Source organism: Glutamicibacter mishrai, from assembly GCF_012221945.1.
In the GTDB taxonomy this organism is placed as follows: domain Bacteria; phylum Actinomycetota; class Actinomycetes; order Actinomycetales; family Micrococcaceae; genus Glutamicibacter; species Glutamicibacter mishrai.
Window position 1 is genome coordinate 324,679 of the sequence record NZ_CP032549.1, and the last position, 12,491, is coordinate 337,169.

At 57.6% G+C, this 12,491-nt stretch carries 10 protein-coding genes; 5 read left to right on the top strand and 5 right to left on the bottom strand.

What is annotated here, in order from left to right; all coding sequences use genetic code 11:
* Window positions 1–62: 62 nt before the first annotated feature.
* Window positions 63–287 (top strand): DUF7455 domain-containing protein, encoded by a 225-nt coding sequence (locus D3791_RS01525; protein WP_022876520.1) that lies wholly within the window; start codon window positions 63–65, stop codon window positions 285–287.
* Window positions 288–412: 125 nt separating this feature from the next.
* Here the strand turns inward: D3791_RS01525 and D3791_RS01530 are convergent, their stop codons facing one another.
* The 4 genes from D3791_RS01530 to D3791_RS01545 all read right to left on the bottom strand — a co-directional run bounded on the left by D3791_RS01530 (window position 413) and on the right by D3791_RS01545 (window position 5,278).
* The gene (locus tag D3791_RS01530; protein ID WP_157379100.1) at window positions 413–1,615 is read right to left on the bottom strand and encodes an RNA polymerase sigma factor; all 1,203 of its coding nucleotides are present in this window, start codon (window positions 1,613–1,615) and stop codon (window positions 413–415) included.
* 254 nt (window positions 1,616–1,869) lie between these two features.
* On the bottom strand, window positions 1,870–2,973 hold the full coding sequence (locus tag D3791_RS01535; protein WP_172511110.1) for a DUF4192 domain-containing protein: 1,104 nt from the start codon (window positions 2,971–2,973) through the stop codon (window positions 1,870–1,872).
* A gap of 83 nt (window positions 2,974–3,056) precedes the next feature.
* Window positions 3,057–4,304 (bottom strand): MFS transporter, encoded by a 1,248-nt coding sequence (locus D3791_RS01540; protein WP_246242261.1) that lies wholly within the window; start codon window positions 4,302–4,304, stop codon window positions 3,057–3,059.
* Between the two features lie 14 nt (window positions 4,305–4,318).
* On the bottom strand, window positions 4,319–5,278 hold the full coding sequence (locus D3791_RS01545; RefSeq protein ID WP_172511112.1) for a proteasome assembly chaperone family protein: 960 nt from the start codon (window positions 5,276–5,278) through the stop codon (window positions 4,319–4,321).
* A 259-nt stretch (window positions 5,279–5,537) separates the two neighbouring features.
* Between D3791_RS01545 and D3791_RS01550 the strand changes: the two genes are divergently transcribed.
* The 4 genes from D3791_RS01550 to D3791_RS01565 all read left to right on the top strand — a co-directional run bounded on the left by D3791_RS01550 (window position 5,538) and on the right by D3791_RS01565 (window position 11,025).
* Complete coding sequence (locus D3791_RS01550) at window positions 5,538–7,049, top strand: leucyl aminopeptidase (RefSeq protein ID WP_172511113.1); 1,512 nt, start codon at window positions 5,538–5,540, stop codon at window positions 7,047–7,049.
* Window positions 7,050–7,334: 285 nt separating this feature from the next.
* Window positions 7,335–8,714: a dihydrolipoyl dehydrogenase gene (gene lpdA, locus D3791_RS01555; protein WP_172511114.1), complete on the top strand. Its 1,380-nt coding sequence runs from the start codon at window positions 7,335–7,337 to the stop codon at window positions 8,712–8,714.
* Between the two features lie 115 nt (window positions 8,715–8,829).
* Window positions 8,830–10,566 carry a 2-oxoglutarate dehydrogenase, E2 component, dihydrolipoamide succinyltransferase gene (sucB, locus tag D3791_RS01560; RefSeq protein WP_172511115.1) on the top strand — a complete coding sequence of 579 codons (1,737 nt, stop codon included), beginning with the start codon at window positions 8,830–8,832 and terminating at the stop codon, window positions 10,564–10,566.
* Between the two features lie 108 nt (window positions 10,567–10,674).
* On the top strand, window positions 10,675–11,025 hold the full coding sequence (locus D3791_RS01565) for a hypothetical protein (RefSeq protein ID WP_172511116.1): 351 nt from the start codon (window positions 10,675–10,677) through the stop codon (window positions 11,023–11,025).
* Window positions 11,026–11,096: 71 nt separating this feature from the next.
* On the opposite strand, the gene D3791_RS01570 is transcribed toward D3791_RS01565, so the two are convergent.
* A complete protein-coding gene (locus tag D3791_RS01570) occupies window positions 11,097–12,458 on the bottom strand; it encodes a serine/threonine protein kinase (RefSeq protein ID WP_172511117.1) in 1,362 nt (453 codons plus the stop codon).
* Window positions 12,459–12,491: the final 33 nt, after the last annotated feature.

The following is a 12,491-nucleotide window of genomic DNA, read 5'->3' on the forward strand; positions in this document are numbered from 1 at the left end:
CGGGATAAAGTCGGAGCTCGAACTGGTTCTATTGAGTAACCATCAACTTTAGGAGGCTGGCAATGACTACTACGACCGCTAGTCGTGAACTGAACGCCCTCGACCGGTGCGACCGCTGCGGTGCACAGGCCTACGTGCGAGCCGTGCTGGCTTCAACCGGCGGTGAACTGCTGTTTTGCGCTCACCACGCCCGCGATGTGGAACCTAAGCTGCGCCCTCAGTCCTCAGTTTGGCAGGACGAATCGTCGCGACTTTACGAAAAGCCAACGGTCGACGTTAACGACTAATCTCGTTGCCGACTAATCGGAGACCGGAGGACCAACCATCGTTGGTCCTCCGGTTCTCTTTTTATCCAGGCACAAAAAATGGCCAGCGGAACAATTCGTTCCGCTGGCCATATTTCTAGTCTGGCTTAGTCGAGGTAGTCGCGCAGCACCTGGGAGCGCGACGGATGGCGAAGCTTCGACATCGTCTTGGATTCGATCTGGCGGATGCGCTCACGCGTCACTCCGTAGACCTTGCCAATTTCGTCTAAGGTCTTTGGCTGTCCGTCGGTCAAGCCGAAGCGCATTGCAACAACGCCGGCTTCACGCTCTGAGAGGGTGTCCAGTACGGAGTGCAACTGCTCCTGAAGCAGGGTGAACGATACAGCATCTGCTGGAACGACTGCTTCGGAGTCTTCGATGAGATCACCGAATTCTGAGTCTCCGTCTTCACCCAATGGGGTGTGCAAGGAGATAGGTTCGCGACCGTACTTCTGGACTTCGACTACCTTTTCAGGAGTCATGTCCAGTTCCTTGGCCAACTCTTCTGGAGTTGGTTCGCGACCGAGGTCCTGCAGCATCTGGCGCTGAACACGAGCCAGCTTGTTGATGACTTCAACCATGTGCACCGGAATACGGATGGTACGTGCCTGGTCAGCCATTGCACGGGTGATGGCCTGGCGAATCCACCACGTAGCGTAGGTGGAGAACTTGAAGCCCTTGGTGTAATCAAACTTTTCGACCGCGCGGATCAGGCCCAGGTTGCCTTCCTGGATCAAGTCAAGGAACAGCATGCCACGACCGGTGTAGCGCTTTGCCAGCGAAACGACCAGACGAAGGTTCGCTTCGAGCAAGTGGTTCTTGGCAATCTTCCCATCGTGGATAATCTGCTCGTAGTCCCAACGCAAACGCTGGTCCATCGAGCCGTCGTCCTTCTCCAGCTTGTCAGCGGCAAAAAGACCAGCTTCAATGCGCAGTGCCAAGTCGACTTCCTGCTCTGCATTCAGCAGGGCGACTTTACCAATCTGCTTCAGGTAATCCTTAACGGGGTCCGCAGTTGCGCCGGCAACCATGACCTGCTGCTGCGGGGCATCGTCATCACCGGTGGAAAGGGTAAAGCCCTTGGAATCGTCTTCGGCCTTAGCGTCGGAACCGGCCTCAGCGTCCTCTTCGCCTTCTGCCACCGCTGCGGTTGATTCGTCCTGTGCTGCAGTATCTGCAGCTACCTTTTTGGTCCGAGGCTTGGCCTTGGTAGCACGCTTCTTCGCCGCGGGAGTTTCCGCCGTTACTTCAGCCTCGGTAACCTCGGCTTCAGTTGCTTGACGATTAGCGTTCGTCTCAGAAGATGACACGAATAACCTTTCTAACGATGCGTTCCGGATGCACCTGCCGGTAACACCACTATGACCCTGTCAAGTCCGAAGACGTTTAATCAGTGACTAAACGCCGCAGGGCTGGCACATTGTAATCAACGCATCAAGCCCGCCTTATGTTCCCAAAATCCGTAGATTTCAGGCAAAGGCAATTCGAACCTAACCGGGTCTGTTATCTCATTATCCATGAATTACCACCTAGACACCACTTGAGACACCCCGTGCACCGGCTTTCAGGAAAAGTTAGCACGCCAGGCTCGCAATTGATCTGTAGCCCATGCAGGCATCACGCCATGCTCCATGAGCTTCTGAAGCAGTCTCGCCAATTCATACGTCTCGTTTTCGAGTACGGCCTGGTTCAAGAGCACCAAAGCCATCGATCCCCTGCCGCGAGCCCACTCAATCCAAGCCAAAATGCACAGCAGTGCCTGTCTCGGTTCACCCTGGGCAACGCCCAACAAGTCCCGGCACACTTCCCATAATCTATCCACCCGTTGCCAGTCCGGCGCGTACCAGCCACGACCCAGCAAATAGTCCGCCAGAGGAGCGACAGCTGCTTCGCGTTCGTCGATAGAGATGCCAAAAAGCGTATCGAGCGCGCTTTCTATGCCCTCCCCTGCCAGGAACGGCAGCAGGTCTCTCACTAGCTTTGTTTGCAACGACCCCACCAGCATCGCGGTCTTGAGTGGATCCGCATGCAAAGCAGCTGTTGTTTCGTTGGCTGGCCTGCTCAACGATTCATTCCATGCTTCGAGTGACACGACAAGATTGGCCTCATGGACTTCTAAGAGCTGAAGGACTTCGTCTGTGTTCGACCACTTCGGGACTCCACTGCCGTCCCATGGCTGGTCCAAGGGCGACGAACCCGCAAACACCATTGACAGGTTCGTTTCATTCGTATCGAGCGCAGGTATTTCCTGCACATCTGAACCATCCGCGGTGTCGTAATTCCAAATTCGCGAACCTTGCCGGCACCACGCATGCCGAATGCGGATATCTTGTTGAGCTAAAGCATCCTCAAGTTCTGACACGAGATTAGCCAGCGGAACGCACTGCTGGTTCCCCGAAATTTCTGGGGCGTAGATGACGACCGCGACATCCTCGATGTTCGGAATGCGGTGCAGCAAGCGGACGACTTGCGCGTTCCAGATCTTGAGATCGAGGTGTTCATCAGTTGAGGGCAGGTCCACGCGGAGGGTTGCTTCGAGTCGATCGTCATCGATGAGCAGCAGGACAGCCGAATTACGCGGATGAAATCCCAAGGCGTGTGGCACATAGGCCAAAATGTCTTTGTAGCTGGACAGCGAAATCGGCTGTCGTTCTGGAGTAGTTGTCATGCACTAAAGGTGCATCGGAAGCACCTTCAATGACCGTTGATCGACACTAGCTGTGGAGAACTATCCGCGGCAGAGAACGGCAGCTACTGTTCTGCTAGGAAACGACGGGCCTTGCGGCGTTCAACCAACATGAAAGCTATGCCCACCGCTGCCATGGCGAACTGCACTGAAAGTGCAATCCTGAACGAGCCGAGGTTGTAGAGCTCGCCCGAAGCGCCGTTGGCTTTGTTCAGCATGTCGAGAATGAACCCGATGACATAGATGGTGATGAATGCTCCGATGAAGCCGCCGGTGTTGACCAAACCGGTTGCCGTGCCCAGGACATTTGGCGGGTTGAAAGTACGAGCGAAATCGAATCCGATCACCGAAGCCGGACCGCCTGCTGCCACACAGATCATCAAGATGATGAGCACCCACAACGGTGCCTGCCCAGGCCAGAAGAGGACTACAGCCCACATCACAAGCATCAAACCGATGATGCCAAGCGCATAGTTGGAGCGGTGTTCGGCGTGGCGCGCTGTCAAGGCGCCGAGCATTGGCCCCAGCACGACGGCGACGACCACGAATATCGACATGAGACCCGACGCCAGCGAGCTGTCTAATCCCTGCCCCTCGACCAGGAATGGATAGCCCCAGGTCATCATGAAGGTGTTAATCATGAATGCGGTCGTGAAGTGCGTCCAGAACCCCAGCCGAGTGCCTGGCTGCTTCAATGCCTGCGCAATTCGCGAACCCGAGGAGTGCCCACCCTGGCCAGCGCCGGCCCAGCTTTGTCCATTGCGCACAAAAGCGATGGTGGTAATAAACGTGGCGAAGGCGAATCCTGACATCACGGAGAACGCTGGCGACCAGCCGACATTCAGCAGCATCATGTGGAACGGGAAGATGCTGATCAGCTGTCCGAGCTGGCCAAAGGTGCCGGTGAGCTGGGTGAGGACCGGTATCCGCGATCCTGAGAACCATAGCGGCAGCAGCTTGAGGACCGAAACGAAGACCATCGCGTCGCCCATGCCCACCATGACACGACCAACCAGCCCCATCGGAACGTTCACCGAGATAGCAAGGAATGCCTGGCCTGCAGACATCAGCAAAGCGCCACAGGTAATCAGGATCCGGGGGCCGAACTTATCCAATAGCAATCCGACGGGCACTTGCGCCCCGGCATAAACGATGAGCTGGACTACCGAAAACGTCGCAAGGATCTGAGCACTCGCGTGAAAACGCTCTGTTGCCTCAATGCCCGCCACGCCAAAACTGGTGCGCTGGGATATTGCAGATATGTAGGCGATGATGGCAAAGCCATAAACCAACCAGGATTTGGTCGAATTCAAGTGCGGTTGACTCACTAGTCTTGATCACCTGATGACGGCTCGTCGTGTCCGTTCCTCAACCAATCGTCGGTGTTTTCAATCGCTGCCAGGAAGTGCTCGGCACTAGCGCCTAGTTCCTCGGCGCCTGGCATTTGCTTGTCTTCATCAAGCAACAATGAACGCGGCTCATGCTCTTGCACGTGGGCATCGAAACGCTCTTCAAACCCATCAACCATCTGCCGCACGTCATTGTTGGCCTCAAGCTGTTCGGCGAGCTGCTGGTCAACCAAGCGTCCAGCTTCGCGGAGCTTATCAGTCGGCAGGGCCAGCTTGAGGGCAGCACCAACATATTCCAAAGTAGCTACAGCCGCCGCAGGATATTCAGATTCGGCAAGATAGTGGGGAGTATGCAGAGAATAACCCACGATGTCGCGTCCCGCTTCGGTCATGCGGATCTCCAGCAGCGAGGTAATCCCCGCTGGAGACTCGACAGTTGGGCTCCACGTGGAGATGTTCTCGATGAGGTCCTTGCGGTTTCCGTGCGCTGTCACGCCAACGGGCCTCGTGTGCGGAACCGGCATCGGCAGTGATGCCGACCCGACGACCAGGGAAACGTTGAAGGCCTCAATGAAACCTAGAAGCTCGGAAATGACGCGTTCCCATTTGAGGTCCGGCTCCACACCGGTGAGGAACCAGAACTTGCGGTCCATCTCATCAGTCATCAAATAGATTTCGATGCGCGGCGCCTGGTATCCAGCGAAGTGGTCGCCAAGGAAAGTCAGTCGAGGTCGCTGTGAAGTGTAGGCAACGAGCTCATCGGCATCGAAAGTGGCAAAAAGTTGGGAGTCGAGGCGCCCGAATAGTTCGTTGGTCACCTGTGAATGGGTATGCCCAGCGTCGCTCATGGACTTGAGCAGGACGTACATTCCCAGTCCCTGTAGACGTGAATCATCCAAGTCGTCTGCGACCATCGTCATCAACGATTGCTTGGACATTTTCTCCTCATTCAATGCCGAACTGTCTAAAAACCGAGTTCAGCGCCACTAGACACTGCTTGGCACCCTGCATTCAGAGCGATAGTACATACTATCGCTTCTGCACTTACGCTCGCTGTGAAGTGACGCACCATGAACTAAATCCTCAGATAACATCGGAGGTAGCAGATGCGTTGCCCACGAGCATGCACTACCTTCCGGATTACCATTCCGGAATTCACGACCTTAGACCCTACAAAGGCACAGAAGGAATGATTTTGTGATCAACTCAAGTGATCTCACTTTGAGCGCCATTGGCACCGACATTAAACGCAAGAGCGCCGATACTCTGGTTTTGGGTGTGCTGAAGAACGACGGAAAAGCATCCATAGTCGCTTCGCCATTCACTGCGGAAACCACCTCGTCGCTGGAGCAGTCGCTGACCGCACTGGGCGCCTCAGGCAAGGCCGACGAAGTGACCTTGCTTCCAGGCGTAGAGGGCTCAAAGGCAAAGGTCCTGCAGTTCATTGGTTTGGGCGTCGAGGAACTAGCTGACCTCACCGATGAGCAGCTTCGCCGCGCCGCCGGCTCGGCCGCGCGGCAGCTTAGCAATGCCAAGTCCGCCATCTTCGCACTGCCATCGGACAGCGTTGAGCGGGTAGCGGCGATTGCAGAAGGCATCGCCTTGGGCAGCTACCGCTATGAAAACCAGCGCTCAAAGAAGAGCGACAAGCCGGTTTTGGCCGATGCACAGATCGCCACCGCCGTCGCCACGTCCAAGGATCTCCCGGCAGTGCTCAAGCGCGCAGCCATCCTCGGCCGTGCCGTGCGTGGCACCCGTGACCTGATCAATGCCCCGGCAAACTTGCTCTACCCTGAATCCTTCGCCACCGCGGTAAAGGACTATGCCAAGTCCTTGCCTTTGAAGGTCACGGTATTGGATGAGAAGCGTTTGGCCAAGGACGGCTTTGGCGGTTTGCTCGGTGTTGGCGGCGGTTCGGTTCGCCAGCCTCGCATGGTCAAGGTCGAGTACTCCCCTGCCAAGGCAACCAAGCACATTGCGCTCATCGGCAAGGGCATCACCTTTGACACCGGCGGCACCTCGCTGAAGCCAGCTGCCGGCATGCACGCGATGAAGTCCGACATGTCCGGTGCCGCCGCGGTATTCCAGACCATCGCGGCCGTCTCCGAGCTGGGCCTGAACGTGAAGGTCACCGCATGGCTGTGCCTGGCAGAAAACATGCCAGGCGGCGCGTCGACCCGTCCGGGCGATGTCTTGACCATGTTCGGCGGCAAGACCGTCGAGGTGCTGAACACCGACGCCGAAGGCCGCCTGGTCATGGCCGATGGCCTAGCAGCTGCAAGCTTGGAAAAGCCAGATGTCATGATCGACATCGCTACCCTGACCGGTGCGCAGATGCTCGCTCTGGGCCTGCGAACCGCAGGCATCATGGGCGACGAGCAGGTACGCGACGACCTCGTTGCCGTTTCGGACCAGGTTGGCGAATTGGCTTGGGGCATGCCGCTGCCCGAAGAACTGCGTCCAAGCATCGAGTCCCAGGTTGCCGATCTGGCTAATATCGGTGAGCGCATGGGCGGCATGATGACCGCCGCGGTCTTCCTGGAAGAATTCGTTGGCGAGGTCGACGGAAAGAAGATTCCGTGGGCACACATCGACTTCGCCGGCCCTGCATTCAACGAAGGCAACGCTTGGGGATACACCCCGAAGAACGGCACCGGGTCACAGGTTCGCACGCTCGTAGCGTACGCCGAGCAGCTCGCCGCAAAATAAGCACCGCTTGCCTGCTTAGCCAGGAGGCAGTGCAATAACAATTCTGTTCCCCGGCATCAACTCGCACCTGCGATTGGCGCCGGGGACAGGATAAAAATAAGAGACATGCCTGACTTTTAGGCCCGCGAAGGTGACTCTGGCCGGTTTGCGGTACTAAGGTAAGTTTTGAAACATCACCGTGGATCAATGGTGCGCGCCAACAAGCGTCACGCTCCCAATGATCTGCGACCGATCCCCTGGTCGGCCAAAGCCGGCCACACTTAGCGAATACGAGGGAGCGTTCACGTGGCCGATTCGGCAGCAACGCAAGAATTTGATGTCCTCATCCTCGGCGGTGGATCCGCTGGATACTCGGCAGCATTGCGTGCCATCCAGCTGGGTTACACGGTTGGATTGATTGAAAAGGAAAAGCTGGGCGGCACCTGCCTGCACACCGGCTGCATCCCAACCAAGGCTTACCTGCACGCAGCAGAGTTGGCTGAAAACGCTCGCGAGGGTGCCAAGTACGGCATCAACACCACGCTCGAGTCGATCGACTTGGCTGGCGTGCGCAAGTACAAGGAAGGCATTGTTGCTGGCAAGCACAAGGGCCTGCAGGGCTTGCTCAAGATGAAGAAGGTCAACGTTATCACCGGTAACGGCCGTCTTGTCTCCCAGGATTCCATCGACGTTGATGGCACCGTATACAAGGGCAAGTACATCATCCTGGCTACCGGCTCCACCTCCAAGACCTTCGGTCTGGAAATCGGCGGCCGCGTACTGACCAGCACCGAAGCATTGAACATGGAAGACCTGCCAAAGAGCGCCATCGTGCTCGGCGGCGGCGTCATCGGCGTCGAGTTCGCTTCCGTATGGAACTCCTTCGGTGTCGATGTCACCATCGTTGAAGGCCTTCCTTCGCTGGTTCCGAACGAAGACCCAGCCATCATCAAGACCTTGGAGCGTGCTTTCAAGAAGCGCGGCATCAAGTTCAACACCGGCGTCTTCTTCGAAAAAGTCGAGCAGGACGCCAACGGCGTCAAGGTCTCGCTGGCTGACGGCAACGTACTGGAAGCAGACATCGTTCTGGTTGCAGTGGGTCGCGGTCCAGTCACCGAAGGCCTCGGCTTCGAAGAGCAGGGCATCACCATCGATCGCGGCTTCGTGATCACCGACGAGCGCCTGCACACCGGCGTCGGCAACATCTACGCCATTGGCGACATCGTCCCAGGTGTACAGCTGGCACACCGCGGCTACCAGCACGGTCGCTTCGTTGCCGAGGAAATCCACGGCCTGAAGCCAACCATCATCGAGGACATCAACATCCCGAAGGTGACCTTCTGCGAGCCTGAGATCGCTTCGGTGGGCTACTCCGAGCCAAAGGCCAAGGAGAAGTTCGGTGCAGACCAGATCGAAACCACTGAATACAACCTGGCTGGCAACGGCAAGTCTTCGATCCTGGGCACCAGTGGCCTGATCAAGATGGTCCGCGTCAAGAACGGTCCAATCGTGGGCGTTCACGGCATCGGCGGCCGCATCGGCGAGCAGATCGGCGAAGCTCAGCTGATCGTCAACTGGGAAGCATACCCAGAGGATGTTTCGCAGCTGATCCACGCTCACCCAACTCAGAACGAGTCCCTTGGCGAGGCCGCAATGGCTCTCGCCGGTGCTCCACTGCACGGCTAATAGCTTTTGGCTCAACTAGGCAGCGCGTTGATCAACGCGCTGCCTAGTGCACAAAGCTCGGAGGCACTGCCTCCAACCACAATTCAAGATTTAAAAACCAAGGAGATACGGGACGATGTCTGAAACCGTAAACCTACCCGCACTGGGTGAAAGCGTTACCGAAGGTACGGTAACCCGCTGGCTGAAGCAGGTTGGCGACCGTGTAGAGGTAGACGAGCCGTTGGTGGAAGTTTCCACTGACAAGGTAGACACTGAAGTTCCTTCGCCGGTTGCTGGCGTAATCGAGGAAATTTTTGTCGCAGAAGACGAGGACGCCGAAGTTGGCGCACCTCTGGTGCGCATCGGCGATGGCTCGGGTTCGGGCGATTCCGCTCCAGCCGCGCCTGCTGCCGAAGAAGCACCAGCACAGGAAGAAGCACCAGCTGCTCCAGCCGCTGAAGAAGCACCAGCTGCCGAAGAGGCACCTGCGGCTGCACCTGCTGCTGCCAGCTCCGCTTCGGGCACCGAAGTCACCCTGCCTGCACTGGGCGAATCGGTGACCGAAGGTACCGTTACCCGCTGGTTGAAGGAAGTTGGCGAGGAAGTCGCCGTTGACGAGCCACTGCTCGAAGTTTCCACCGACAAGGTAGACACTGAAGTTCCTTCCCCGGTTGCCGGCACCCTGCTGGAAATCCGCGTTCCTGAAGACGAGACCGCTGAAGTTGGCGCAGTTCTCGCAGTGATCGGTGCCGCCGGCGCTGCTCCTGCTGCTGCTCCAGCCAAGGAAGAAGCACCAGCTGCTGCTCCTGCACCTGCCAAGGAAGAGGCTCCGGCCGCTCCTGCTCCAGCTGCGCCTGCCGCACCAGCTCCTGCTGCTGCCCCAGCTCCGGCAGCTCCAGCTCCTGCTGCAGCACCTGCTGCTGCCGAGTCGACCAACGAGTCGGGTTACGTAACCCCTCTGGTTCGCCGCCTTGCCAACCAGCACAACATCGACATCGCATCGGTCAAGGGGACCGGCGTTGGCGGCCGCATCCGCAAGCAGGACGTGCTCGACGCCGTTGCTGCCAAGGAAGCTGCTGCACCTGCCGCTGCTCCAGCTGCCGCTCCTGCTGCAGCTAAGCCAGCTGCCCCTGCAGTTGAGGCTTCGTCGCTGCGCGGCACCACCGAGAAGGCTCCACGCATCCGCCAGGTCATCGCCCGCCGCATGCGCGAGTCGCTGGACGTCTCGACTCAGCTGACCCAGGTCCACGAGATCGACATGACCCGCATCGTGAAGCTGCGCGGTTCGGCCAAGGCTGGCTTCAAGGCCACCAACGGCGTGAACCTGACCTACCTGCCATTCATCGCCAAGGCAGTTGCCGAAGGCCTGAAGGCTCACCCGAAGCTGAACGCTGAGTACAACGAAGAGACCCAGCAGATCACCTACCACAATGCCGAGCACCTGGCATTTGCTGTCGATACCGACAAGGGCCTTCTGGTTCCAGTCGTTTCGAACGCAGGCGATCTGAACCTGGCTGGCCTGGCATCGCGCATCGCCGATGTTGCTGAACGTACCCGCAGCAACAAGATCGGTCCAGATGAGCTGTCCGGTGGCACCTTCTCGATCACCAACATCGGTTCGGTTGGCGCACTGTTCGACACCCCGATCATCAACCAGCCTCAGGTAGCCATCCTGGGCACCGGTGCGATCGTGAAGCGCCCAATGGTCATCACCGACGCCGACGGCAACGATTCGATTGCCATCCGCCACATGATGTACCTGTGCCTGACCTACGATCACCGTCTGGTTGACGGCGCCGACGCAGGTCGCTTCCTGCAGACCGTCAAGGCTCGCCTTGAGGGTGGCGCTTTCGAGGGAGACCTGGGACTCTAAGCTCCCGATAAGCCCTTGGGCAAAGCGACGATCGCCTCTGCTGATATTGATCAGCAGAGGCGATCGTCGCTTTTCTACGTTCAGTCGAATTTAGATTAGGCTAGAACCATGGAATTCCTGAAACTCATTTTAGTATTTGTGCATGTTCTTGGTGCAGCGGCAATTTTCGGTGGCTGGCTGGCCAACTTCAAGACCCCGACCGTCAATGCATGGCAGTGGTACGGTTCCCTCGTACAGCTGGTGACCGGTTTGGCACTCGTAGGTATCGCTGAGGCTGGTACCGACCCGGTCAATCATGCAAAGATCGGTGTCAAGCTGGTTATCGCAATTGTCATCGCCGTAGCAGCCTTCATCGGCCGCAAGAAGATCAAGGCAGGCGAGGAAGTTTCGACCGGCATTGCCCACGCAGTGGGCGGCATGGCCTTCATCAACATCGCCGTAGCAACTCTCTGGTCCTAATCCGCACGAGGATCCGCAGAAGGAACCGCAACCGCAAGCATTGAGCACGCTTGGGATTGCGGTTTCTTCCTTTAATGCCGAAGAACATTGCCAATTCGCCACCCACGATCCGAAAGCACAAGCTCGATCTCAATACGTTCAGCCATTGTGGCTTTCGCCGTATGTATCTGTCGGCCTTTGCGATCCACATAATGGTATTGGCTTTGGCTGGATTCGGCCGACAAGACCACGGTGTTCCCCTGTCCCCGGGCCTTGATCGAGACATTTTTCAGTTGTGTCTGCAGCCCCTCGAAGCGCAAACCCAATTCTCGCAGTGTGGCGATGGTTTCTTGATCCCGCTTCAGTTGCTCCGAACCAGAAGAATAAATGGCGGTCAAATCACCGCTGGATAACTTGGACATCGCCCGATCACGCTGTTGGGTCAGGCTGAGGAATGCAGACACTACGGTGTCTTGCTGCATGGCACACGCCGGGACCCTGGCCACGTCATCGATTCGGCACGAAGGCTCAACGGCAGCAGTTTGTTCGTTGGTAGCGTCCGAGGCCGTAGCAGCCCGCAAGTGATTGACGCCTACGAGGCTGCCGGCGACGACGAGCAGGCCGAGCGCTGCAGCGCCTACCAGTTTCATCGCTCCCGGGGTGGGCCGAAGCGGATGATCCTGCCAGGCATCAACCGGTTCATCGACTTTTGTCTGCTGTCCAGCGGCTTTCGCATGCTTGCGCCCTCGTCGGCTGGACGACACTCGGGTTCCTGGATGGACGGTTTCCATCAAATGGGTAGCTTCAGGCGAGACATGGCCTTCCCACCTGACCGGTTCGGCGCTTGCACTGGAAAATAACGTTCTCGCGAACTGTTCAGCGCTGGGCCTCAGCCCCGGATCCGAATCAAGGCTCTCAACCAGGAGCTCCTGGATGATCTGCGGCAGGGTAGGAAATTGCACCTGCACAGGGGGTCTAAGAATTTCCTGCTCCGGGGGCTTGCCGCTCAGGAGGAACCATAGGCAGGCACCCAGCGAATAGACATCCTGCTCCCCTGCTGCCTGTTCCCGACCACCCGGGCATGCTTCCGGTGCCATGAACCCCGGCGTCCCGGCACCAGATACCAGCTCTGCCTGCGATGCAGTCTCCTGAAAATCAATGATCTTCGGCATCCCACTGGCTGTCAGCAGCACATTGGCAGGTGAGATGTCGCCATGACGAGTGCCCTCAGCATGCATAATCGATAATGTCTGGGCCACCGGCGCCAGTGCCGTAATGCACTCACCGAGGCTAAAAACCCCGCGACTGTTCACCAGATCACCGATGCTCCCCCCTGGGCAATATTCCATGATCAAACCATCGCCCAATTGAGTCGCTAGCGTGCCGTAAAAATCGACGACATATTTCCTCGACTGGGTGACCGGGTTTTGCCTTAGCGAAGCGACATCCTCCATAGTCAAACTAAGTTTTAGCACCATGTAAGTTTG